Origin of the sequence: Nocardiopsis sp. NPDC006198 (genome assembly GCF_040613895.1) — a bacterium.
Lineage (GTDB): Bacteria > Actinomycetota > Actinomycetes > Streptosporangiales > Streptosporangiaceae > Nocardiopsis > Nocardiopsis tropica.
The window spans coordinates 14,405-37,840 of record NZ_JBEXSY010000066.1 but is presented as its reverse complement, the minus strand read 5'-3'; the positions used below and the strand labels follow the sequence as shown (position 1 = coordinate 37,840).

Here is a 23,436-nt window from a genome sequence, read left to right as displayed (position 1 = left end):
CCCCGCTGTGCCCCTCACCCCCCCCCTGGCGGGGGGGGTGCCCGGGCGGGGTGGGGGGTGGGCCGCCCCCCCCCGCCCGGCCGGGGGGGGCGGGGGGGCCCCCCCCCCCCGCCCGGGTCGGGCGCGGGGGTCAGGCGCGGCGGAACACCAGGGCGATGTTGTGGCCGCCGAACCCGAAGGACTCGTTGACGGCCGCGACGTCGCCGCCGGGCATGTCCCGGGGCTTGTCGCGGACGATGTCCACGACCACGTCCGGGTCGAGCTCCTCGATGTTGATGGTCGGCGGGATACGGCCGTCGTGCAGCGCCAGGATGGTCGCGATCGACTCCACCGCGCCCGCGCCGCCCAGCAGGTGGCCGGTCATGGACTTGGTGGAGGTCACCGAGACCCGGTCGGCGGCGGAGTCGCCCAGGGCCGAGCGGATCGCGCGGGTCTCGCCGACGTCTCCGGCGGGCGTGGACGTGGCGTGGGCGTTGACGTGCACGACGTCGTCGGGCACGAGGCCGGCGTCGTCCAGGGCCTGGGTGATGGCGCGGGCCTGGCCGGCGCCCTCGGGGTCGGGCTGGACGATGTCGTAGGCGTCGTTGGTGTAGCCGACGCCGGAGGCGTGCGCGTAGACGCGGGCGCCCCGGCGGGCGGCGTGCTCGGCGGACTCCAGCACCAGGATGCCCGCGCCCTCGCCCATGACGAAGCCGTCACGGTTCTTGTCCCAGGGGCGGGAGGCCGTCTGGGGGTCGTCGTTGCGCGTGGACAGGGCCCGCATGGACGCGAACGAGGCGATGTTCAGCGGGTGGATCGCGGCCTCGGTGCCGCCGGCGATGACGATGTCGGCGCGGCCGGAGCGGATCATGTCCACACCGTTGGCGATGGCCTCGGCGCTGGAGGCGCAGGCGCTCACCGGCACGTGGGACCCGGCCCGCGCGGTGTACTCCAGGCTGATCGCGGCGGCGGGGCTGTTGGGCATGAGCATGGGCACGGTGAACGGGGAGACCCGCTTCCAGCCCTTCTCACGGAAGATGTCGTACTGCTCGAGGATGGTGAGGATGCCGCCGATGCCGCTGGAGACGACGACGCCGAGGCGGATCGGGTCGACCTCGGGCGACCCGGCGTCCTCCCAGGCCTCCTTCGCGGCGATCAGCGCGAACTGCTGGGTGCGGTCCAGGCGCCGCATGCGCGGCCTGGGCAGCTTCTCGGAGGGTTCCTGCGCGATCTGCCCGGCGAAGTGCACCGGGAGCTTCTCGTGCCACTCCTCAGGAAGGGTGGAGATTCCGGAGCGGCCGTCGAGGAGCGCGGACCATGTGGTCGCGACGTCACCCCCGAGGGGGGTGGTGGCGCCGAGGCCGGTGACGACGACATCGGTCTTTGACATGATCCGTTCGCCCTTCTCGTGGGACTTTCCCGGCCGCGGGGCCGGGAGGCGTTGGCGGATGTACCTGGGGAGACCACGGGTGGTGGCCTGTGGGGGCGCCGGGGTCAGGGGTGGGACCCGGCGCCCCGAGCACGCTACTTCTGGATGAAGTTGATGACGTCCTGGACCGTCTTGAGGTCCTTGAGCTGGTCGTCCGGGATCTCCACGCCGAACTTGTCCTGGGCGGCGATGGCGATCTCCACCATGGACAGCGAGTCGATGTCGAGGTCGTCCACGAAGCTCTTCTCCGGGGTGACCTCGGCGGGCTCGGTGCCGACGATCTCCTCGACGATCTCGCCGAGGCCGGTCAGGATCTCCTGCTCGCTGTGAGCCGCCATGTCTTTATCTCCTTGGTTGGTGTATCGGTGTCGGTTCATGGACACCGCGCGTGCCGGGGTTCTGCGAACCCGGATCGCGCGGTGGTGCCGCGGGCTCGGGCGGTGTTCAGGGGATGCGGATCACCTGTGCGGCGTACACCAGCCCCGCGCCGAAGCCCAGGGTGAGGACGATGCTCCCCGACGGCAGCTCCCCGCGCCCGATCATGCGCGAGAGCGCGAGAGGGATGGACGCGGAGGAGGTGTTGCCAGCGGTGACGATATCGCGCGCCACGAGTGCCTGGGGAGCGCCCAGCTTCTTGGCGATGGACTCCACGATCCGCAGATTGGCCTGGTGCGGGACGAACGCGGTCAGCTCCGAGGGCTCCACACCGGCCCGTTCCAGGGCCTCCAGGGCGACCTGGTAGAGCTCGGTGGTCGTCCAGCGGAAGACCGCCTGGCCCTCCTGGTAGAGGTACTTGCCGTCGCGCAGGTGGATCTTGTCGGCGCGCTCGCCGGAGGAGCCCCAGACCACGGGGCCCACGCCCTGCTCCTCGGACGCCGAGACGATCGCCGCGCCCGCGCCGTCGGCGAAGATCACACAGGTGGAGCGGTCCTCCCAGTCGACCCAGTCGCTGAGCTTCTCGGAGCCGATCACCAGGACGTTGCGGGAGCTGCCCCCGCGGACCATGTCCGCGGCGACGCCCAGCGCGTAGCAGAAGCCCGCGCAGGCCGCGTTGAGGTCGAAGGCGCCCGGGGCGGTGATGCCCAGCTTCGCGGCGACGGTGGCCGCGGTGTTGGGGATCTGGTCCTGCACGGTGCAGGTCGCCACGATGACGAGGTCGATGTCCTCGGGGGAGAGCCCGCTGGCGGCGAGGGCCTTGCCGCCGGCCGCCACGGCCATGCTCGCCACGGTGTCCTCGGGACCGGCGATGCGCCGCTCCCTGATGCCCACGCGGCTCTGGATCCACTCGTCGGTCGTGTCGACGCGGGACTCGAGGTCGGCGTTGGTGAGGACCTGGGACGGCTGGTACTCGCCGAGGGCGACGACGGACGCGCCTCCGGGGGAGTTCGGGGAGCTGAACATGGTTAGCCTTCCTGGTCGGTGCCCGAGGGGGAGAGAACCCCCGCGTGCTCCTTGATGAGGGCACCGGCGCGGTCGAGGTCGTCGGGGGTCTTCACCGCGAGGAGCTCCACACCGCGCAGCGCGCGCTTGGCCAGACCGGTCAGCGTGCCCGCGGGGGTGAGCTCGATCAGGGCGGTCACCCCGAGGTCGGCCAGGGTCCGGGTGCAGGAGTCCCAGCGCACCGGCGAGGAGATCTGCGAGACGAGGCGTTCGAGGTACTCCGCGCCGCTGTCCACGACGGCGCCGTCGGCGTTGGACAGGAGGCGGACCGTGGGGTCGGACGGCGACAGGGCGGCGGCCGCCGCGCGGACCCGCTCCACCGCCGGGGCCATGTGCTCGGTGTGGAAGGCGCCCGCGACGGCCAGGGGCCGGAGCCGGGCCCGCGCGGGCGGGTTCCCGGCGAGGGCCGCGAGCTGCTCCGTGGTCCCGGCGGCCACGATCTGGCCGGAGCCGTTGTCGTTGGCCGGGGTCAGGCCCGCGGCGGCCAGGGCCGCGAGGACCTCGTCGCGGTCCCCGCCGAGCACGGCGGTCATCCCCGTCCCGGTGCGGGCGGCGGCGTCGGCCATGCCCCGGCCGCGTTCGGCGACCAGCGCCATGGCGTCCTTGGGGGACAGCACGCCGGCGATCGCGGCGGCGGTGAACTCACCGACGCTGTGGCCCGCGACGGCGTCCACGAGGGAGGCCTCCGCGGGTAGCGCGGGCGAGGGGGCGGAGAGCGGGGAGAGCATGGCGGAGGCCGCGACGAGGCCGGCGCCGACCAGCAGGGGCTGGGCGACGGCGGTGTCGCGGATCTCCTCCGCGTCCGCTGTGGTGCCGTAGCGGGCCAGGTCGAGTCCGGACACCTCGGACCACGCGGCGAACTGCTCGGCGACGCCGGGGAGTTCGAGCCACGGGGAGAGGAAACCGGGAACCTGGGCGCCTTGGCCGGGAGCAACGATTACGAGCACGACATCAACCTTGCCCTGTAGGAGATCACCAGTCGGATGGGGAGGAACACGAACTTCGGCCGGGGCGTTTGTAGGTACTCCACAAAAGGAGGCCTGACATGGACCCGCCCGGCCGAAACCAGTGTGGGGGATCACCCCCGACGGTACGCGCTGTTCCGCACCGACCACGGAGCGGGTGCGCGGAGGGGGCGGAAGCGCCCCGGCGCGGGGCGGCCCTCCGGTCGGGTCCCCCGGGGGTGCGAACCTAGAGGTGTGAACACCGAACCCCACCCGCCCCGGGACGACGAGGGCAGCACCGGTCCGGCGGACGCCGCCGGCGTCGACGGCGACACCGATCCGCTCGCGGAGGAACAGGAGCGCGTGCGCGCCGAGACCGTGCGCCGACTGGAGCGCTCCATGGGAGCCCTCGGAACGGCCGCCGTCTCCCGCATGGAGCAGCGGCTCGGCTGGTTCCGCCGCATGTCCGCCCAGGACCGATCCTGGATCGGGCTCGTCGCCCAGTCCGGCGTGGCCGCCTTCGTGGACTGGTTCCGCAACCCCGTCCGGGGGCGTCCCGCCATCACCGTCGAGGTCTTCGGCACCGCTCCGCGCGAGCTCACCCGCTCGGTCTCCCTCCAGCAGACCGTCGACATGATCCGCGTGGTCATCGACGTGGTCGAGGGACAGGTCGACGAGCTGGCCGCCCCCGGCGGCGCCCAGCAGCTGCGCGAGGCGGTGCTCCGGTACACCAGGGAGGTGGCCTTCAGCTCCGCGAAGGTGTACGCGCGCGCCGCCGAGGCACGCGGGGCGTGGGACGCCCGCCTGGAGGCCCTGATCGTCGACGCGCTCCTGCACGGCGACCACGAGGACGGCCTCCAGACCTGGGGGTCGGCGCTGAGCTGGTCGCACACCCCCGTGATCGCGGTGGCCGGGGAGACCGGCGGGGAGGACCCCGGCAAGATCCTGGACGACCTGCGCGCGGCCGCGCGCCGCTTCGGGCACGACGTGCTGGCGGGCGCCCAGGGGAGGCGCGTCGTGGTGGTGGTCGGCGTGGGCGACCGCTACCCGGAGGAGGACCTCCCGGCGGCCGCGGCCGAACCCCTGGCCGGGCTCTTCGGACCCGGCCCCGTGGTGGTCGGACCCGCCGTCGCGGACCTGCGCGCGGCGGGGGCGTCGGCGCGCGCGGCGGTCAGCGGACTGCGCGCCGCAGTGGCCTGGCCGGACGCGCCGCGCCCCGTGCTCGCCGACGACCTCCTGCCCGAGCGGGCCCTCCAGGGGGACACCGAGGCCCGCGGCCAGCTGGTGGAGGAGGTCTACGTCCCCCTCCTGGGGGCCGGTTCGCCGCTGCTGGACACCCTGTCGGTCTACCTGGAGCACGCCTCCTCGCTGGAGGCCACCGCGCGGATGCTCTTCGTCCACCCCAACACCGTCCGCTACCGGCTCAGCAGGATCGCCGAGCTCACCGGCCGCACCCCCTCCGACGGCCGCGGGTCGTTCGTCCTGCGGGTGGCGGTCGCCCTGGGGCGGCTGGCGCAGACGCACGAGGGGTGAGGCGCGGCGCGGAGTGGCCGACACCACACCGGGGAGGTTGTCCGGAACCAGCCACGGAGGTGACCGGAAGGCCTGGGGGACGTAATCTGATCGTTGCCTGTCATATCTACCGACTTATGGAAGTTTCACCTGGGTCGGGTATGTCTGTGACTGCCCGTGTGCGCCCGGGGACTACATGAAAAGGGATAGCTTTGTGATGGGCAGGCTGCTGGCGGGACCCATGAGGTTAAGGACACCCTCGGGCGATGGTCCCCGCACCGCTCCGTCGCGACGTTCTTGGGGGGTCAACGCTGTGGTCGAGCGACCGAGGAAAAGGTCCCGGTTCTTCCGTTCGGTGATCGATTTCGTTCTCCAGCCCACGCAGGAGGGCGAGCTGCGCAGGCGGGTGCTGTTCTGGCTCCCCGCGCCACTGCCGGTCCTGGGCGTGGTGTACCTCGTGGTCGGCGGTGCGCTCTCCGCCGCGGGGTGGACGATACTGCTGGCCGCGAGCGTCGGCGTGGGCACACTGCTGCTGGCGCTCATCGTCCAGCCCACGCCCCTGCCCGAGGGGCTGGTTCCACAGGTCTCCGCGCGCCGCTCGCTGCACCGCTTCCGCCAGTTCACCGGTCTGCGGATCGCCCTGGCGCTGGTGCCCGTCGCGATCGGCGCCGCCGCGTCCGTCGTGGGCGGGGGCATGTACCCGCTGCTGGCCTCGCTCCTGCTGGCCTGGCCCCAGCTCCTGCTGGCCATGCCGACCTTCTTCACGATCACCAGGGCACGCAGGGCCATGGAGGCGTGGGGCACCACCGCCTACCTGTGGCACGCCCTGTCGCGCCCGGCCAAGGTGACCTGGCCGATCGTCACCCCGCTGGTCAACTCCTGGAAGGCGGCGCGGGTCGAGCGCTCCCGGGAGTCGATGCGCCAGAAGCTGGAGGAGAGGGCCTGGAAGAAGGCCGTGCGCGAGGAGAGCTCCGGGGCGCCCGACGGCGCCGCGCCCGCCGCCGCCTCCGCCGACGAGCGCACCCGGCCGATCCGTCCGCTGGACACCCCGTCCGACGAGCGCACCGACGTCCTCCCGCACCTGGGCTCCCCCTCGCACGGGAGCGAGGAGCCCACGGACGTCCTCCCCCACCTGGAGGCGGAGCGCACCGGGCGGGAGAAGCCGACCGACGTCCTTCCCCACCTCCCCTCCGGGCAGGAGGTGGAGCCGACGCGTCAGCTCCCGCACCTGGGCGGTGCCGGAACGGGTGAGGAGGGCTCCGAGCCGGGGCCGGGCAGCGGCGCCGCGGCCGACGGCGACCCCGACCCCGACGCCCCCGCGGGACCGCGCTCCAGCGTGCACCGGGCCGCCCGGCAGTTCTTCGAACAGGGCGGCGGGGCCCTCGGGATCGCGGTCCGCCGCTCCCGCCGCGCCGCACCCTCCACCCGCCGCCCGCACTCGAACAAGCCCTGACACCCGCCGGGGGCGCGGGCACGGACTCCGCGCCCGCGCCCCCGGCGCCGGTGGTCCCCGGCGCCGTGCGGGACGACGGGTCGGGCGGCCCCGCCCGGGAAGGGGCGGCCTCAGACCCTCATACGCCGGTGCACGCCGGGCAGCGCGTCGATGCCCCCCTCGGAGGCGTGGTACCAGAGGGCCTCGGCGTCACGGCCCTCGAAGACCACCTCGCCGATGGTGTTGCCCGCGTAGGTCTTGCCGTCCAGCTTCCAGGACAGGTCGATCCCCGGGACCCGGGCCAGCCGCGTCAGCACCCTGCCGACCACGTGGACGGCGCGGCTCGCCGTCAGGCGCACGACCCGGCGGGTCCCGGCGGAGAGCTGGTTGCACAGGGGCGAGGACACGAGCTGGGTGACCCTGGTCCCGCCCTCGGCGACATGCCGGTGGCGGACGGGGGCCGCGTAGGAGAAGTGCACGTCGCCGCTCAGGAACAGCACGGTCGCGGGGGCGGGACCCCGCTCGCCCCGGGCCGCCGCGCCGACGGCGTCGCCCAGGCGGCGCATCGAGTACTGGAAGGCTCCCCAGTGCTCCAGGTCCATCGCCTGCCGCAGCCGCTCGCCGAGGGGGCGCGGCCACTCGCCCCAGGCGCCGGCGCACACCGCCTCGTTCCATGCCTCCAGGTGGTGCACCGCGGAGGGCAGCATGACCGGGACGGTCGAGGCGACCACCACGTGGTCGGGGCCCCCGGCCAGGTTCTCGTCCAGCCACTCGTGCCCCTCCGCGCCGAGGATCGACCGCGACCCCTCGTGGACGGCGTCCTCCCCGAGCGCGCGGGAGCAGCGGGTGTCCGCCATCAGCACCCGTACGGAACCCACGTCGTAGCGGTGGCTCCACCGGTAGGAGGACGGTTCGTCGTGCGCCAGCAGGGCGAACCCGTCGACCGCGTCGGCGGCGTCCCCGCGCGCGTCGCGGACGCGGGCCCAGAGCGGGTCCTTGGACCGGGCTTCCGCGGACAGGTTGCCCAGGTGCTGGTAGACCCAGTAGGCCCCCAGCCCGCTGGTGATCCGCCTGCGCCACCACGGGCGGCCGTCCATGGCGCCGCGCCACGCCTCCGAGGTGTTCCAGTCGTCGCGGATGTCGTGGTCGTCGAAGATCATCAGCGTCGGCACGGTGGACAGCAGCCACCGCACGGGGGGATCGGTCCACGCCTGCCGGTACAGCTCGGCGTACTCGCCGTAGTGGACGACCTCGTCCCCCGGGGCCCCGTCGGGACCGTCCGGCCCGCGCACCGACGCCAGGAAGGAGCGCATCGGCTCCTCCAGCTCGTCGGCGTACACCTGGTCGCCGATGAGGAGGAGGACGAGGTTGCCGTCGACCTCCTCGCGGGCCAGCCGCCGGGCGGTGGCGCGGAGCATGTCCGGGCCGTACCGCACGACCCCCTCGGGGGTGTCGCCCGTCGGCCTGCGGCACGAGCCGTACAGCAGCCGCGTGGGCCCCTCCGGGGCCGTCGTGCGCAGGACGCTGGGCGGAAAGGGGCTGTCCGGCTCGGGCCACACCCGGTCCTCGCCCAGAAAGACCTCGTAGGGCAGGGCCGCGCCCTCCGGGAGCCCGGTGATTTCGCACACGGCGTAGTGGTGCCCGTGCACGGTGAAGGTGTCCGAGGCGGCCGTCACGGCTCCGTCGACCCGGATCCGCACGGTGCAGGGGGTGTCGGTCTCCACCCACACCGTCGCCGTGGTCGGTCCCGCGTGACGCAGCAGTGGGCCCAAACGTAAAGAAGCAGTCACCGTTTGCCCTCCTTTGGACCAGGTTCGCACATGTGGCGGACGAGTATGACGTGCGCCGACCTGCGCAGTTGAGCGCGGGTGCCACCGGGATGGTTGCACGAGGGCCGCACCTGCGCGAAGGTGGCGCTATGCGGACACAGATCCTTGAGCTGCACACCGGTGGATCGGAGAGCATCACCGACATCACGCGGGAGTGCGGTGACTTCGTCGCCGAGACCGGAGGCGACGGACTGCTCAACGTGTTCGTCCCGCACGCGACGGCGGGCGTGGCGATCATCGAACTCGGTGCGGGGTCCGACGACGACCTCCTCGCCTCCCTGGACGACCTGCTGCCGGCCGACGACCGGTGGCGGCACAAGCACGGCTCCCGGGGCCACGGGAGATCACACGTGATGCCCGCGTTCATCGCGCCCCAGACCACCGTTCCGGTGCTCTCGGGCCGCCTCGAACTGGGAACATGGCAGTCGATCGCCGTTGTCGACCTGAACGTGGACAACCCGGACCGCCTGGTCCGGCTGTCCTACCTCTCGTCCTCATGATTCCCGCCGCGGGTGACCGGGACCGGGACGGGGTTTGGGAGCGCGTTGACGGAACATGCCACTAGCGTGTGAACTAGGCCATCAGCGATGGTTACGGACCCACGTGACGGGCCGCGAATTGGCCCGGCATCGTTGTGACAACTGCCCAGTGCAGGCAAGATTGAGAAAAACCATCTGTGGAGGAGAACTTTCGTGAGCGCGACCGCGGGCCAGGCACAGAGCGAACGTGGCTTGGCTGACCGACTCGGATTCAAGCCGGGTCAGGTGGTGCAGGAATTCGGCTTCGACGACGACGTCGACGAGGGCCTGCGCGCATCCATCACCGAACTCACCGGTGAGGAGCTGGTCGACGAGGACTTCGACGGAGACGTCGACGCGGCACTGCTGTGGTGGCGGTCCGACGAGGAGGAGGACCTCACCGACGCGCTGATGGACACGGTGACCACCATCGCCGACGGCGGGACCATCCTGGTGCTGACCCCGAAGGCGGGACGTGAGCTCCACGTGTCCCCGAACGACGTCGCGGAGGCCGCTTCGACGTCGGGCCTGTCCCAGACGAGCGCGGTCAGCATCGGCGCCGACTGGTCGGGTACGCGCCTGGTCGTTCCCAAGCGGTGACGTCCACCACCCGTACCGGGTGAGGCATCCGGTGCCGCGCGTCCCAGAGGCGGGCGCGCGGCGCTGAGGGGCGTCCGTCAGCAGACGGCCGCCGTCCCCGGCCCGAGCGCCGCCGAACACGAACGCGACCATGAGCGATCCCATCACCGCGGGCGCGGTCGCGCCCGACTTCACCCTCCAGGACCAGTACGGGCGCGACACGGCCCTGGCCGATCTGCGCGGCCGGCCCGTGCTCGTGGTCTTCTACCCGCTGGCGTTCTCCGGCGTGTGCTCGGGGGAGCTCGCCGACCTGAGCCAACGCCACTCCGAGTTCGAGGAGCTGGGAGCCGAGGTCCTGGCGGTGTCGGTGGACTCGGTGTTCGCCCTGCGCACCTGGTCCGACCGCGAGGGGTTCCCGTTCGCGCTGCTGTCGGACTTCTGGCCGCACGGCGGCGTCGCCGAGGCCTACGGGGTCCTCGACCCCCGGCGCGGGGTCGCCCGGCGGGGCACCTTCCTGGTCGGCGCCGACGGCGTCGTCCGCTGGTCGACGGTCTCCCCGGCCTCCCGGCCGCGCGACACGGACGAGTACCTGGCGCGGTTGCGGGAGCACGCCGGAGCCTGAGGCGCGGCGGCCACCGCGAACCGGTATGATCTCGTGCGACGCACGGGCGCGTAGCTCAGTTGGTTAGAGCAATTGCCTTACAAGCAATAGGTCAGGGGTTCGAGTCCCTTCGCGCCCACTCCACTCCGGAACGCCCCTGTTCGCGCGTGACCGCGCTCACCGGGGCGTTCCGTCGTTTCCTGTGGGGGCGGCCCCCAGATCCCCGGTGTGGGGCCTCGCCCCGCGGGCCGCAGTCGGCCTGCCCGGGTCCACGGACCCAGGACGACACTGCTCGGGGGCTTTCGGCCGCCTCCCCGGGTCGTCCGTCGTTTTTACCGGGGGGAGACCCCCGAGGCACCCCCCTGCGGCCGGGGCCGTGGTGATCGGCGGGGTAGGGGGAGCGATCTCTGACAACGCGGGGCTGCGCCTCGTGGATTGTCGTTGGTCGGACCAGTGTCCACTCCACTCGGGAACGACCCTGGTCCCGTGTGAACGGGACGCCCCCACGGCGAAGGCCGTGAGGGCGTCGTGCGACGTCTAACGGGTGTTGGCCTCGCGGACCCGGCGGAGCGTCAGGAGCCGGTCCCGGTGGCGGCGCCTGCGGTTGCCGGCCCTGGTGTAGGCCTGCCACTCGGCGGTACAGGCGCGCTTGTGGCACCCGGCGCAGCATCCGTGCCTGAAGAGCATGACGTCGGGGTGCTCCCAGCGGCAACGCGTCCCCGGTTCCTCGCGGGTCGGGGCGGCAGGCAGGTCGCAGTCGCCACGGGTGTGGTCGTGGACCGCTACCGGACCGTGTTCGCGCTGGCGCACCCACAGCGGTTTGGTCTTGTCCGTACGGGACATCTCGTTCCTTTCGGAACCCGCCGCCCGTGCTCCCGGAACCTCCGGGCGGGCGGCTGGGGCGAGAGACCCATCACCGACACCTCCTCGAACCGTCTTCGGCCGTACGCCCGCCATCCTACGGACCCGGCACTTCGCCGCCGTGCCCCGGGTCGCGGTCGCCCGGCCGGGGCCGTTCGCGAGAACCCGTCCGATCCCTCCGGGCGTGGGCCCTCCCACCCCCGCCGGTACGCCCGCCGACCGCGGCGGGAGCCCGCGGACGCCCCGCCGGGCCCTCATCGGGGCCCTACAACCGGTTGCACCAATAGAGGTACTCGGTCCCGATTTTCGATGTGAAATTCCCATAAACCCGCAGCACAGCAGGCATGTGGAGAACGAGGGATGCTTCCCCTTCTTGCAAACGTTTGCATCAACACCTCTTGACATGGAAAGCGCTTTCTCTACTCTCGAGTGAAGCAGGTCACATGCTTGTGCTCCAGAAGAAGGGTGAGCAGTGAGACGATCAATCACGCGTGGGCTCGTGTCGACGCTGGCCGCCGCGGCCGTGGTGGCGGGCGGTCTGGCCCTGCCGATGGCCTCGGCATCGGCGCAGACCGGCAGCGCCACGGGTTACGCGACGCAGAACGGCGGGACCACCGGAGGCGCGGGCGGCCAGACGGTACGGGCCACGACCGGGACCCAGATCCACGAGGCCCTGTGCAACCGGCCCAGTACCAGCACCCCGATCGTCATCGAGGTGCAGGGAACCATCAACCACGGCAACACCTCGAAGGTGTCGGGGACCGGTTGCGAGACCGCCGACGACGTGATCGAGCTCAAGAAGATCAGCAACGTCACCATCGTCGGCACCGGCAGCGGGGCCGTGTTCGACCAGCTGGGCATCCACATCCGGGAGTCCAGCAACATCATCATCCAGAACGTGACCGTTCGGAACGTCAAGAAGTCCGGCTCGCCCACGTCCAACGGCGGTGACGCCATCGGGATGGAGAGCGGAGTCCGCAACGTCTGGGTCGACCACGTCACCCTGGAGGCGTCGGGTGGGGAGTCGGAGGGCTACGACGGCCTCTTCGACATGAAGAACAACACCCAGTACGTCACCCTCTCCTACAGCATCCTGCGCAACTCCGGCCGCGGCGGCCTGGTCGGGTCCAGCGAGAGCGACCGCTCGAACGGGTACGTCACGTACCACCACAACCGGTTCGAGAACCTCGACTCGCGCGCGCCCCTGCTCCGCGGCGGCGTCGGGCACATGTACAGCAACCACTACGCGGACATCCACGAGTCCGGCATCAACTCCCGGGCCGGGGCCAGGGCGAAGGTGGAGAACAACTACTTCGAGGACTCCAAGGACGTCCTGGGCACCTTCTACACCGATGAGAGGGGGACCTGGGAGGTCGGCGGCAACATCTTCGACAACGTGACCTGGTCCAGCCCGGGCGACTCGAACTACCCCGCCGGGCCCAACCCGCAGTCCACCACGTCGGTGAGCATCCCGTACTCCTACGACCTCGACGACGCCGGCTGCGTGCCGACCGTGCTGAACCAGACCGCGGGCGCGGGCCAGGGCAACCGGGTCTCGGACGGCAACTGCGAGGCGGAGGAGCCGACCGACCCGGACCCGACGGACCCGGACCCGACCGACCCCGACCCGACGGACCCCGACCCCGACCCGACCGACCCGCCCGAGGGGACCAACCTCAGCATCGGGGCCGGCGCCGACGGCTCGGGCAAGGCCGGCGGGACCGGCTACGGGAACGTCGTCGACGGCGACATGGGCACCTACTGGTCGCCGAGCGGCTCGACCGGCCGCGTCTCGGTCAAGTGGGGCTCCGGCACCACGGTGTCCTCGGTCAACATCCGCGAGGCGGCCGGGGCCGAGGGCAACATCGGTTCCTGGCGACTCGTGAACCACGACACCGGCGCCGTCCTGGCCACCGGGAGCGGAGCGGGCGTCATCACCTTCGCCCCGACGACGCTCCGGAAGATCAACTTCGAGATCACCGGCTCGAACGGCACACCGCGCGTCGCCGAGTTCGAGACCTACGGCGGCTAGCCGCCGGGCGGCGGGGGACACCCGCCGCCCCGCGGTGACGGTCGGCGGCAGAGGGGCCGGCCCGTGACCGGTCCGGCCGAGAGCACCCGAACCGGCCGGACCCCGGCCGACCCGTCCGGACGAACCGGGCGGGTCGGCCGTTCCGCGTGTCGGCGCCGGGCCGGACCCCGCCCGGCGGCGGTCCGCGCGGTCAGTGCGGTCAGTGCGCCGCGTCGAGGCGCGAGCGCTGGTCCGCGGTCAGCTCCAGGTCGACGGCGGCCAGGCTCTCCTCCAGCTGGGCGACGGACGACGCGCCGACCAGGGGGATGATCGGCAGTTCGCCGCCCATCTGCCAGGCGAGCACCACCTGGTTCACCGTCGCGCCCGCCTCGCGCGCCACCGCGCGCAGGACCTCCAGGCGGGCCCGGGTGCCGGGGTGGTCGTAGTCGCGCGGCAGCGGCTTGTCGTCCCGGGTGTAGGCGCCGCCGAGCAGGGGCGAGTACGCGACCAGGACCAGGCCGGGCTCCGCGCGCAGGTAGCCGAGCAGGTCGGGGCCCGCCGCGGCGATGCTGCCGTCCTGGGACAGGGCGTCGGGGATGTCCGTGCGAGGGCGCAGGTGGCTGTGCTGGTACTGGAGCACCTCGTAGCCGGGCAGCCCGGAGGCCGCCGCCAGGGCGCGGGCGCGCTCGACCCGCCACGCCGCGTGGTTGCTGACCCCCAGCAGCCCCACCGAGCCCTCGGCGACGAGCTCGGCGAACGCCCCGACGGTCTCGGCCACGGGGACGGTGCGGTCCTCGATGTGCGCGTAGAGCAGGTCGAGGGTGTCCATGCCGAGCCGCTCCCTGCTGCGCTCGGCCGACTCCCGGATGATCTTGGCGGACAGCCCCTCGGGGTTGTCGGTGAAGCTCGTCCCCGGGGCGAGCGGGCGCGCCCCGAGCTTGGTGGCGACGACGACCTCCGAACCGATGCCCCGGCTCCTCCGCCAGCGGCCGAGCAGTTCCTCGCTCTGCCCGCCCTGGCCGCCGTCCGTCCAGAAGGCGTAGTTGCCGGAGGTGTCTACGAACGTGCCGCCGGCCTCGACGTAGCGGTCCAGGACGGCGAACGACGTCTTCTCGTCGGTCACCGAGCCCATGAGCATCGCGCCCAGGGCGAGCACGCTCACCTCGCGTCGGGTCCGCGGGTCACTGCCGATGGTGCGGTACCGCATGGTGGTCCCCTCGGGTCCGGGCCCGCCTGTCGACCGGGCCTCTGTAGGGAAGTCTGGGTCCTGGAGCGCGCTCCAGGTCAAGTCCCGGCGAGGACCCTTCCGTGGCCGGGACCGGCCTCCGTGCGGCGGCCGGGACGCCCGTGCAGGTCGGGGGCGCCCGACGCGGTGGCCCGGAGCCGGTTGCCCGGCGGGATCTTCCGTTTGCCCGTCAACGATCGCTCTGTCCCCCTATCGTCGTAGGGCCGAGCCCGAACGCTCCTTCCCTGCGGGGATCCACACTCCTGGGTCGGCACACGACTTCCGCGGACAGGTTCGAGGACACGTATGGCGACACTCGAGACGGCGGTCCTGGCCACCGCCAAGGCGGTCGGAACGAAGGCGGGCAGGGTCTGGCTGACGCAGCACGCGGCGGCGTCCGACCGTGAGAAGGATCTGACGGAGCTGATCCGCCTCACCTTCCGGGACGGCATCGCCCGGCGCAAGGTGGAGCACCAGATCGAGGGCATCGCCCTCGCCGTCATGGAGCGGTTGCAGCCGCTGTGCGAGCAGGAGTTCCGCGGCCTCGACGACGGTGACCGTGCCGCCGTGCTCGCGGAGGTCACCGACGCCCTGGTGAAGGCGGATCTGTCGGACAAGGAGTTCCTGGGGGCCGACGCGGATCCGGTGTCCCTCGTGCTCCGGGTGCGCGCCCAGATGTCGGGCCGTGACCTGGCTTTCGAGTTGGGCGAGGCCGGGGCCCGTCTGTTCGACGTCCTCCTGACGGAGTGCTGCGACTGCCTGGTCCGCGTCGTGGTGGCGCTGCCGCAGTTCGGGCCGCGCGCGGCGGCTGAGACGCTGTCCCGCCTGTCGGGGTTGGCCGACCAGGTCGCGGTGGTCCTCGCGCGGATACCGCCGCGCTCACTGGACGCTCCCGAGGGGAGGAACGGCGACGAGGAGTTCGGGAGGCGCTACGCCGACCACGTCAGCCGCGTCCTGGACCAGGTGGAGTTGTTCGGGGTCAGAGTGCGGCACTACCGCCCGCAGACCTCGCTGAGCGTGGCCTACATCAGCCTCAGTGTGACGACCGACGGTCGCGGCAGGGAGGGGCGGGAGGGCGACCGCAGGGGCGGGCACCTGTCATTGACCGAACCGCCATGGGATGAGGGTGAGGAGGGCTCGGCCGCTTCCGCCGCGACGGTACGCGTGGAGAGCGCGCTGGGCGACAGACAGCGCACGCTGGTCCGTGGCGAGGCGGGGTCAGGCAAGAGCACGCTTCTGCGCTGGCTGGCGATCACGGCTGTGCGCGAGGGCTTCGGCTCCGACCTGGAGGCGTGGAACGGTTGCACTCCGTTCCTGGTCAAGCTGCGCAGCCATGCCGACGGAGACCTCCCCCGGCCGGAGCGGTTCCTGGAGGGGACGGCCGACGCACTGACCGGCCTGATGCCCCGCGGATGGGTGCACCGACGACTCACGTCAGGACGGGCGCTGCTGCTCGTCGACGGGGTGGACGAGCTCTCCGACGCCCAGCGCCGCAAGGTCCCCGGTTGGTTGCGTGACCTGCTGACCTCGTTCCCCGGTGTTCGGGTCGTCGTCACCAGCCGTCCTGCCGCAGCGAGTGCCCGATGGCTGGCGGGTGAGGGGTTCTCGACCGCGCACCTCGAACCGATGGGCCCGTCCGACTTGCGTGAGCTGATCCGGCAGTGGTACCAGGCGATCGAGGCCTCCCCGAGCCTGCCGTGCGCCGCTGAGGACCTGCCTGGCTACGAGGCCGAGCTGTTGGGGAGACTGGAGAGCGCCCCGCACCTGCGGACGCTGGCCGCCACCCCCTTGCTCGCGGCGATGTTGTGCGCCTTGAACCTGGACCACGCCACCCGGCTGCCCCGCGATCGGATGGGGCTGTACGCCGCCACCCTGGAGATGCTGCTCGACCGGCGCGACGGGGAGAGGAACGTTCCGTCCTTCCACGACGTGGACCTGGACTACGGACAGAAGTTGCGACTCCTCCAAGGCCTGGCGTGGCGGTTGTCGGTGTCCCACCGCTCCGAGCTGCCAAGGCCGGTGGTGCTGCGCGAGATCGGGGAACGGCTCACCACCATGCCGAGGGCAGGCGACGACGCCGAGGCTGTCACCGGGTACATGCTCCAGCGCAGTGGGGTGCTGAGGGAGCCGGTCGACGAACGTGTGGACTTCGTGCACCGCACCGTGCAGGAGTATCTGAGCGCCAAGCAGGCGGTCTACGACCACGACATCGAGTTCCTCGTGGAACGCGCACACCAGCCGGGTTGGCGGGAGACGGTCGTCATGGCGGCCGGGCACGCCAACGGGCCGCAGCTGGCGGAGCTGCTGGGAGGGGTCCTGGCCCGGGTGAGAGATGAGTCGAAGCATGCTCGCTATCTGAAACTGCTGGTGGCCGCATGCCTGGAGACCGCGCCCACCGTCCCTGCGGAACTTGGAGAGAGGATCCGGGCCTGCATAGACGACCTGGTACCGCCCCGGGACATGGCGACAGCGCGGTCCCTGGCAACCGCGGGGGAGGCAGTGCTCGAACACCTCCCGCTGACCTTGGACGGGCTGACCGATGCCCAGGCGAGGGCCACGGTCCACACGGTGGCGCTGGTCAACGGGCCCCGGGCCCTGGAGCTGCTCGCCGGATACCGTGCGGACGCCCGGTCTGTCGTGCAGTGGGAACTCCAACAGGCGTGGAACTACTTCGACCCGGACGAGTACGCGCATCGGGTACTGGCCGACGCGCCTCTGGTCGACGGAGCCCTCAGGGTGTTCACCTCGGGCCAGGCGGCTGCGTTGCGCAGATTGCCTTGGTTCTCGTGTCTGAGGCGCCTAGCAGTCCACGTGGGGTACAGGGGGGATCTGGCGTTCCTCGCGGAGGTGCCTCCGCTGAGGGAGTTGAAGATCTACACTCCTCAGTCCCTCACGCGGGACCTGTTGCATCATCATGCAGGGCATCTCAAGTACCTGTACGTCCATCTCCTGCGAGAGGATGACGCCGAGCTCTTGGCCAGGCTACGCGCGTTGCGCTCTCTGAGGGTGCTCTCCGCGAGGTTGACCGACATCGGTTTCGTCTCTCGGCTGCCGCAGTTGCACTCTCTTGGGCTATTCGGTTTGGCCGAGGTGGCGGATTTGTCTCCGCTTGTGGATCAGCGAGAGCTCACGGACTTGCGACTGGGCGACTGTGCGCAACTCACGAACCTGGATTCCCTGCCCCTTACCGGCAGGCTTCGGTACCTGGGGCTGTGGCGGACAGGTCTGACCACTGGCCTTGACGAGGTGGTGGCAAGAGCGCCGGGCCTGACAAGCATGAGCCTCTCGCAGTGTTCGTGGGTCACCGGTCTCGCGCCCCTGTCCGGCCTGCGATTGAGAGAGCTCATCCTGGACGGCCTCACGTCCGTCTCGGACTTGGAGCCACTGGGTGAGCAGGACGAACTTGAATGGCTCGAGCTGGACGATGTGATAGCGGAGGACTTTTCCCCCCTGAGGCGGTTGAGGAACCTTCGCCATCTGTCCCTGCGCCGGTGTGAAAGGCTCACCGACCTCACCCCGCTCTCCGAGCTCCGGCGGCTCCGTGCACTCGACCTCCTGGACGCGCGTTCCGGACTCGACCTCGCACCGTTCGCCCACCGTGCGGGCCTCACGATTCGGATCCGTGCGGGGCAGGACGTGCGTCATCGGGAAGCGTTCAGGGGACGTGTCGAGGAGATCTCGTAAAGAAGGGAGTCTGTGCGGATATGTGGCCCGGAGCTGGCCGTGTCGCGTGTCGGCAGATGTTGCTTAACGAGTGTTAAGAAAAGGGCGGAAGTCCCCTGCCCGGCAAGGGGGCGCGCCTGTAGAAAGGCGTGTGAGCAGACGACGGAAAGAGTCCCCCTCCCCGGCACGAGCCGCCTCCGCGGCGGCCTCCCGCACATGGACGCCCCTCCTCGCCCTGGCCCTCGGCGCGTTCGCCATCGGCTGCACCGAGTTCGTGGTCGTGGGCCTGCTGCCCCAGATCTCCGTGGACCTCGGGGTGCCCGAGGGCGCGGTCGGCCAGCTCGTCACGCTCAACGCGGTCGCCGTCGCGCTGGGCGCCCCCCTCCTCGGCGCCGCCATGGCCCGGTACGCCGGCCGACCGGTGCTCGTGGCCTCCCTCCTGGTGTTCGGCGCCGCGCACGCGGTGGCGGCGGCCGCACCCACCTTCGCGGTCCTGCTGGCCACCCGCCTCGTGACCGGGGCCTGCTTCGGCCTCTACCTCGCGGTGGGGTTCGGCGCCGCCGCGCGCCTGGCCGCGCCCGGCGCCCGTGCGCGGGCCCTGGCCGTGTTCCAGGGCGGGATCACCACGGCCACGGCGCTGGGGAGTCCGCTCGGCATGCTGCTGGAGCGCGGCTCCGACGGTACCGAGGGCTGGCGGCTCCCGTTCCTGGCCATCGCGGTCCTCTCCGGGCTCGCCGCACTGGCAGTGCTCCTCGCCGTGCCCGGGCTCGCTCCCCTGCGAGACCAGTCGCTCCGGGAGCGGTTCGCCGTTCTGGCGAGGAAGCCGGTGGCGCTGGGCATCACCGCGGTCGCCGTGTTCTGGGCGGGGACGTTCTGCGCCTTCACCTACCTGTTGCCCCTGCTGCGCGAGGAGGCCGGGCTGGAGGGCCTGTCGGTGGTCGGCGTGCTGCTGCTCGCCGGGCTGCTCGGCGTCGCGGGCAACGCGGTCGGCGGGCGCGGCGCCGACCGGGCCCCGGGCGCCACCCTGGTGGCGGCCGTCGCCGCAGCCCTGGCCGGGCTCGTCCTGCTCTTCGCCACCGCCTCGTTCGCGGTCGCCGCGGTCGCCGTGGTCGGGCTCTGGCAGTTCGCCGCGTGGAGCTTCGTGCCCGCGGTCCAGGCGAGGATCTACGAACTCGGCGGGGACGCGGGCGACGCGGCGGTGTCGTTCTCCGTCGCCGCCTTCAACGCGGGCATCGTCCTCGGAGCCGGACTGGGCGGGATCGCCCTGGAGACCGCGGGACCGGCCGGGGTCGGCCTCTCCGCGTCGGTCCTCACGGGGCTCGCGCTGGTCCTCACCGTCCTCCTCGTCCGGTTCCGCCCGGGGGAGGGACCGCACGCGTAGGGAACCCGGCGGACCCGCGCCGGCCCCGGGGCCGGCACGGGTCCCGGACGGCTCAGCCCAGGACGACGGGGAGGCGGGACCTGCCGCTGGCCACGATGGAGGGGGACTCGGGCACGTCCTCCCCCTCGGCCAGGCGGATCCGCGGGAAGCGGGTGAACAGGGCCTCCAGGGCCGTGGTCCCCTCCAGCCGGGCCAGCCCCGCGCCCAGGCAGAAGTGCGGTCCGTGCGAGAAGGCCAGGTGGCCGCGCTGCTCGCGGCGGAGGTCGAAGACGTGCGCGTCGTCGCCGTGCTGTCCCGGGTCCCGGCCCGCGGCGCCGAAGCCCATCAGCAGGGCCTCGCCCCTGGGCACGCGCACCCCGGCCAGGGTGACGTCCTCGGCCGTGTACCTCAGGGGCAGGTACTGGATGCTGGCGTCCCAGCGCAGGGTCTCCTCGACCGCGTCGGCCCAGGAGGCCTCGCCGGAGCGCACCAGCGCCAGCTGCTCCGGGTGGGTGAGGAGGGCGTGCACGGAGTTGGTGATGAGGTTCATCGTGGTCTCGTAGCCCGCACCGATCATGAGGATCAGCGTCCACACCAGTTCGCTCTGCGAGAGCTTCTCGTCCCCCTCGGCGCGGGCCTCCAGCAGTGCGCTGGTGAGGTCGTCGCCGGGGGCCCCGGCCTTCTCCTCGGCCAGTTCGGTGAGGAAGGCCAGCATGTCCGCGTTGGTCCGGGCGGCCTGCTCCGGGGTGACGGTCGCGTCGAAGACCCAGTGCATCAGCCCGTGCAGGGTGTCGCGGTGCTCGGGGGCGACCCCGAACAGCTCCGAGATCACCGTCATGGGCAGGGGCAGCGCCAGCGCGGCCCTCAGGTCCACCGGGCCGGGGCCGGAGGCCTCGGCGGCGTCGAGGAGGTCGGCGGTGATCTCGGCGACGCGCGGCCGCAGGACCTCCACGCGGCGGGGGGTGAACGCCTGCGAGACCAGCGTGCGCAGGCGGCGGTGGCGGTCGCCGTCCGCGGTGAGCATGTTGTCCGGGGCGACCCAGGAGATCAGCGGCCAGTCCATGGGGATCTCGCCCCGGGCCCAGGGGCCCCAGTGGCGCGCCTCCTTGCGCACGCCGGGGTGGGCCAGCGCCTCCATGACGACGTCGTGTCCGGTCAGCGCCCGAACAACCACGCCACCAGGGATCTCAACCTCGACGACGGGGCCTCGCCCGCGGAGTCCGGCTGTCTGGCGGTGGAGGTCGTAGGGGTGGAGGACGGGGATGTCTGCTGCCATGGGGGAGTGGTGCCCTTCGGGGTGTCGGGGGTGAAGGCGACGGGGAGGCGGGCCAGGGCCCGCGCGAACGGGGAGGGGCGCCACTGGGCCTCGTCCTCCGTCGTCCGCAGATCGGGGAACCGCCTGGTCAGGGTCTCCACCCCGACCTGGGCGATGGCGTAGGCGAACCCCTGGGCGGGGCAGCGGTGCGGGCCCACGCCGAAGGCGAGGTGGGCGCGGTTGCCCTGCTCGATGTCGGGTCCGCTCCCGGACAGCCCGGCGTGCGCGGCGGAGTATCCGAGCAGGACCGGTTCGCCCGCCCGGACCACCGTGTCCGCGCCGACCCGCACGTCGGTCACCGGGTAGAGGACGGGGTAGTTGTTGATGGGGGGCTCGCGCCAGAGCACCTGGTCGATCGCCTCGCCGATCCCCACCCGGGCGCCGCGGACGGCCTGGCCGACCTCGGCGTCGACCAGGATGGTGCGCGTGGTCCCGGTGATGAGGTTGGCGGTCGGCTCCGCCCCGGCCCCGATGGTGACGACGAGCTGGTGGAGGAGCTCGTCGTCGGTGAGGCCGGCCCGGTGCTCGAGCAGCCAGGAGGTGATGTCCTCGCCGGGCTCGGCGTGCTTGGCCGAGATGGCGTCGGACAGCGCGCGCTCGTACTCGCCGTTGGCCCTGGCCGCGTCCACGCCGTCCCACAGGTCGCTGAGGGAGGTCAGGACCCGCCGGCCGATGTCGGGCGAGAAGCCGAAGAGGTCGGACATGACCAGCAGCGGCAGCAGGCGGGCGTACTCGGAGACGAGTTCGGCGCTGCCCCGCGCGCAGAAGGCGTCGATGAGGGTGTCGGCGTGCAGGCGGGTGATGTCGCCGACCCGGCTCTCGGGGACGCGCCCCAGGGAGTCGGTGATCGAGCGCTTGAGGCGGGCGTGCTCGTCCCCGTCGGCGAAGAGCAGGTTGGGCCGGTGGGCCATCATCGCCGCGACCGGTGCGTCGTCGGGGACGCGCCCCTCCCGCCAGTCGAGCCAGAGCCGCGAGTCGCGGACGAAGGTACGGGTGTCCCTGCACCAGGCGGTGATCATCGCGTAGTCCGCGACGACCCAGGCGCGGACGCCGGGGGAGATCTCGACGGGGAAGACCGGTCCGTGTTCCTCGGTCATGCGTCGGTTGACCTTGTGCGGGTCCGCGTGGAAGTCAGGGGAGTGGAGTTCGGCGTAGGGGCAGCGGGAAGCCACAGGTGTCCTGTCCTCTGGGGTGGGGAGGCCGCAGAGTCTAGTAGGACACAGCGAACTCCGGCCACATTGGATCACACGCGAAATCCCCGTACCGCAGGGGGTTCCGGTTCCGGACGGTACCGGTCCCCGCGTCCCGGTCCTCCGGCGGAGCGGCGGCGCATTCCCCCGCGCGGGAGCGGCCCGGACGGGAGGGGGCTTTCCCCAGGGTGAGGGGGCACCCCGCCCTGGGGCGGCCGGTCGGACCGCCCCGGCCGCGGGCCCGTCGCCGCGCGGGGACGGGCCCGCCCGGAGTCGTGTCCGCTTCCTCCGGGGCTCCGGCCGCCATGGTGATCTTCCCCACCGGCCGGGGGCGCGGCGAGCGCCGTCCGGGACGCGCGGTGCGGCCGCGGCGGGCGGGGTCCGGAGCCCCCGGCCGACGTCCGCCGCCGGGCGGCAGACCGGAGGCTCCGGACCGTCGGCGCAGGAGCGTCGGATCGTGCGGAAGTCATGGGATGACAGGGCCTATGGATCCCCGCAGTGTCGGGGGAGGGGCGGGCCGGCGGCGTCCGGAAGGGGGCGGCCGGAGCCGTGCGGGGCCCGCGCCCCGCGCCGTCCGCGGCGGCGCCCGAGCGGTCCCGGCCCGGGCCCCGGCGGGCGGGCCCCGGAGCCCCCGGCGAGGGCCTCACCTGCGACTGTGACCCGGGACTCCTGCTAAGACTGGGTCCGTACCCACCACCGCGTGGGTCGGAACTGTTGAGAGGTGGTTCATGCATCTACTTCCATCGGACACCGAGAAGCTGTTGCTCGCCGTCGCCGGGATGATCGCCCGCGACCGGCGCGAGCGGGGCGTCAAGCTCAACCATCCCGAGTCGGTCGCCCTGCTGTCCTGCTGGGTGATCGAGCGGGCCCGCGAGGGCGCCCGCGTCGCCGACCTCATGAACGACGGGCGCAACGTGCTGCGCCGGGACGAGGTCATGGACGGTGTGGCGGAGATGATCCCCAACGTCCAGGTCGAGGCCACCTTCCCCGACGGCCGCAAGCTCGTCACGATCACGGAGCCGATCCAGTGATCCCCGGCGAGATCCGCACCCGTCCCACCCCCCTGGTCCTCAACGAGGGCCGCGAACGCCTCTCCCTCGTGGTGGTCAACACGGGGGACCGCCCCATCCAGGTGGGCTCCCACCTCCACTTCCCCGACGCCAACCCGGCCCTGCGGTTCGACCGCGAGGCGGCCCGCGGCTTCCGGCCGGACATCCCCGCCGGCACCTCCGTGCGACTGGAACCGGGGGTGAGCCGCACCGTGGAGCTCGTGGCCCTCGGCGGCCGCCGCCACGTGCCCGGCCTCCAGATCCGCGACATGGTCCGGGAACCCGGCGCCGAGGAGCGCGTTCCGCGACCGGTGGTCCCCTTCGGCACCCCGGGCGTGGACGTGCCCGAACCCGCGCGCGCCTCCGGCGCCGCCATGCGGGTCGGCGACGCGGACGCCCGCGACGGCGACCCCGCCGAGGTGGTCCCCACCCACACACCCCGCCCCGACACCGCGGGACCGGACACCGACGCCGAGCAGGACGTGGCCCCTGCCGACAC

General features: G+C 72.4%; 18 protein-coding genes, 1 tRNA gene and 1 pseudogene. 11 read left to right on the top strand and 9 right to left on the bottom strand.

The features are described from left to right. Positions 1-130 precede the first annotated feature (130 nt). The 4 genes from fabF to ABZ234_RS28770 all read right to left on the bottom strand — a co-directional run bounded on the left by fabF (position 131) and on the right by ABZ234_RS28770 (position 3,795). The gene (gene fabF, locus ABZ234_RS28785; RefSeq protein ID WP_267949051.1) at positions 131-1,369 is read right to left on the bottom strand and encodes a beta-ketoacyl-ACP synthase II; all 1,239 of its coding nucleotides are present in this window, start codon (positions 1,367-1,369) and stop codon (positions 131-133) included. 134 nt (positions 1,370-1,503) lie between these two features. Further along, positions 1,504-1,746, bottom strand: coding sequence for an acyl carrier protein (locus tag ABZ234_RS28780; protein WP_267949052.1), 243 nt, complete (start codon positions 1,744-1,746; stop codon positions 1,504-1,506). A gap of 106 nt (positions 1,747-1,852) precedes the next feature. Continuing rightward, on the bottom strand, positions 1,853-2,809 hold the full coding sequence (locus ABZ234_RS28775) for a beta-ketoacyl-ACP synthase III (RefSeq protein ID WP_267949053.1): 957 nt from the start codon (positions 2,807-2,809) through the stop codon (positions 1,853-1,855). A 2-nt stretch (positions 2,810-2,811) separates the two neighbouring features. Beyond that, positions 2,812-3,795 (bottom strand): ACP S-malonyltransferase, encoded by a 984-nt coding sequence (locus ABZ234_RS28770; RefSeq protein WP_355014106.1) that lies wholly within the window; start codon positions 3,793-3,795, stop codon positions 2,812-2,814. A 252-nt stretch (positions 3,796-4,047) separates the two neighbouring features. On the opposite strand from ABZ234_RS28770, the gene ABZ234_RS28765 reads away from it, so the two are divergent. Beyond that, positions 4,048-5,325, top strand: a complete 1,278-nt coding sequence (locus ABZ234_RS28765; RefSeq protein ID WP_355014105.1) for a helix-turn-helix domain-containing protein — start codon at positions 4,048-4,050, stop codon at positions 5,323-5,325. 334 nt (positions 5,326-5,659) lie between these two features. Continuing rightward, positions 5,660-6,757 carry a hypothetical protein gene (locus ABZ234_RS28760; protein WP_355014104.1) on the top strand — a complete coding sequence of 366 codons (1,098 nt, stop codon included), beginning with the start codon at positions 5,660-5,662 and terminating at the stop codon, positions 6,755-6,757. A gap of 110 nt (positions 6,758-6,867) precedes the next feature. Here ABZ234_RS28760 and ABZ234_RS28755 read toward each other — a convergent pair whose 3' ends face one another. Continuing rightward, complete coding sequence (locus ABZ234_RS28755; protein WP_355014103.1) at positions 6,868-8,526, bottom strand: alkaline phosphatase D family protein; 1,659 nt, start codon at positions 8,524-8,526, stop codon at positions 6,868-6,870. A gap of 128 nt (positions 8,527-8,654) precedes the next feature. Between ABZ234_RS28755 and ABZ234_RS28750 the strand changes: the two genes are divergently transcribed. From ABZ234_RS28750 to ABZ234_RS28735, 4 genes are all read left to right on the top strand, one after another. After that, positions 8,655-9,065, top strand: coding sequence for a secondary thiamine-phosphate synthase enzyme YjbQ (locus tag ABZ234_RS28750; RefSeq protein WP_267949058.1), 411 nt, complete (start codon positions 8,655-8,657; stop codon positions 9,063-9,065). A gap of 192 nt (positions 9,066-9,257) precedes the next feature. Continuing rightward, a complete protein-coding gene (locus ABZ234_RS28745) occupies positions 9,258-9,683 on the top strand; it encodes a DUF3052 domain-containing protein (RefSeq protein ID WP_267949059.1) in 426 nt (141 codons plus the stop codon). A 130-nt stretch (positions 9,684-9,813) separates the two neighbouring features. After that, positions 9,814-10,284, top strand: a complete 471-nt coding sequence (locus ABZ234_RS28740; RefSeq protein ID WP_355014102.1) for a peroxiredoxin — start codon at positions 9,814-9,816, stop codon at positions 10,282-10,284. Between the two features lie 44 nt (positions 10,285-10,328). Next, positions 10,329-10,402 (top strand) — tRNA-Val (locus ABZ234_RS28735). A 398-nt stretch (positions 10,403-10,800) separates the two neighbouring features. Here ABZ234_RS28735 and ABZ234_RS28730 read toward each other — a convergent pair. Next, positions 10,801-11,106 carry a hypothetical protein gene (locus ABZ234_RS28730; protein ID WP_355014101.1) on the bottom strand — a complete coding sequence of 102 codons (306 nt, stop codon included), beginning with the start codon at positions 11,104-11,106 and terminating at the stop codon, positions 10,801-10,803. A gap of 568 nt (positions 11,107-11,674) precedes the next feature. Between ABZ234_RS28730 and ABZ234_RS28725 the strand changes: the two genes are divergently transcribed. Further along, positions 11,675-13,156, top strand: a complete 1,482-nt coding sequence (locus ABZ234_RS28725) for a polysaccharide lyase family 1 protein (protein ID WP_355014109.1) — start codon at positions 11,675-11,677, stop codon at positions 13,154-13,156. Between the two features lie 199 nt (positions 13,157-13,355). On the opposite strand, the gene ABZ234_RS28720 is transcribed toward ABZ234_RS28725, so the two are convergent. Continuing rightward, positions 13,356-14,342 (bottom strand): aldo/keto reductase, encoded by a 987-nt coding sequence (locus ABZ234_RS28720; protein ID WP_355014100.1) that lies wholly within the window; start codon positions 14,340-14,342, stop codon positions 13,356-13,358. A 324-nt stretch (positions 14,343-14,666) separates the two neighbouring features. Here ABZ234_RS28720 and ABZ234_RS28715 point away from each other — a divergent pair, with 324 nt between their 5' ends. Together ABZ234_RS28715 and ABZ234_RS28710 are read left to right on the top strand one after the other, a co-directional pair. Then, positions 14,667-18,044: an NACHT domain-containing protein gene (locus tag ABZ234_RS28715; RefSeq protein ID WP_355014099.1), complete on the top strand. Its 3,378-nt coding sequence runs from the start codon at positions 14,667-14,669 to the stop codon at positions 18,042-18,044. A gap of 130 nt (positions 18,045-18,174) precedes the next feature. Next, a complete protein-coding gene (locus ABZ234_RS28710) occupies positions 18,175-19,404 on the top strand; it encodes an MFS transporter (RefSeq protein ID WP_355014098.1) in 1,230 nt (409 codons plus the stop codon). 52 nt (positions 19,405-19,456) lie between these two features. Here the strand turns inward: ABZ234_RS28710 and ABZ234_RS28705 are convergent, their stop codons facing one another. Further along, entirely contained in the window at positions 19,457-20,557 is a 1,101-nt protein-coding gene (locus ABZ234_RS28705; RefSeq protein WP_355014097.1) for a cytochrome P450, read from the bottom strand. Continuing rightward, on the bottom strand, positions 20,539-21,870 hold the full coding sequence (locus tag ABZ234_RS28700) for a cytochrome P450 (RefSeq protein ID WP_352985064.1): 1,332 nt from the start codon (positions 21,868-21,870) through the stop codon (positions 20,539-20,541). The genes ABZ234_RS28705 and ABZ234_RS28700 overlap by 19 nt, the downstream gene beginning before the upstream one ends. A 746-nt stretch (positions 21,871-22,616) precedes the next feature. Between ABZ234_RS28700 and ABZ234_RS28695 the strand changes: the two genes are divergently transcribed. Further along, on the top strand, positions 22,617-22,919 hold the full coding sequence (locus ABZ234_RS28695) for an urease subunit gamma (RefSeq protein ID WP_267949066.1): 303 nt from the start codon (positions 22,617-22,619) through the stop codon (positions 22,917-22,919). Next, positions 22,916-23,191 (top strand): annotated as a pseudogene (locus ABZ234_RS28690) (urease subunit beta); the annotation flags it as partial. The gene ABZ234_RS28695 and the pseudogene ABZ234_RS28690, both read left to right, overlap by 4 nt. Positions 23,192-23,436 lie beyond the last annotated feature (245 nt).

Bases quoted from the DNA above. Each gene is read 5' to 3' on its own strand.
- fabF (WP_267949051.1), bottom strand. From the start codon at position 1,369: ATGTCAAAGACCGATGTCGTCGTCACCGGCCTCGGCGCCACCACCCCC.
- ABZ234_RS28780 (WP_267949052.1), bottom strand. From the start codon at position 1,746: ATGGCGGCTCACAGCGAGCAGGAGATCCTGACCGGCCTCGGCGAGATC.
- ABZ234_RS28775 (WP_267949053.1), bottom strand. From the start codon at position 2,809: ATGTTCAGCTCCCCGAACTCCCCCGGAGGCGCGTCCGTCGTCGCCCTC.
- ABZ234_RS28750 (WP_267949058.1), top strand. From the start codon at position 8,655: ATGCGGACACAGATCCTTGAGCTGCACACCGGTGGATCGGAGAGCATC.
- ABZ234_RS28740 (WP_355014102.1), top strand. From the start codon at position 9,814: ATGAGCGATCCCATCACCGCGGGCGCGGTCGCGCCCGACTTCACCCTC.
- ABZ234_RS28730 (WP_355014101.1), bottom strand. From the start codon at position 11,106: ATGTCCCGTACGGACAAGACCAAACCGCTGTGGGTGCGCCAGCGCGAA.
- ABZ234_RS28725 (WP_355014109.1), top strand. From the start codon at position 11,675: ATGGCCTCGGCATCGGCGCAGACCGGCAGCGCCACGGGTTACGCGACG.
- ABZ234_RS28720 (WP_355014100.1), bottom strand. From the start codon at position 14,342: ATGCGGTACCGCACCATCGGCAGTGACCCGCGGACCCGACGCGAGGTG.
- ABZ234_RS28715 (WP_355014099.1), top strand. From the start codon at position 14,667: ATGGCGACACTCGAGACGGCGGTCCTGGCCACCGCCAAGGCGGTCGGA.
- ABZ234_RS28695 (WP_267949066.1), top strand. From the start codon at position 22,617: ATGCATCTACTTCCATCGGACACCGAGAAGCTGTTGCTCGCCGTCGCC.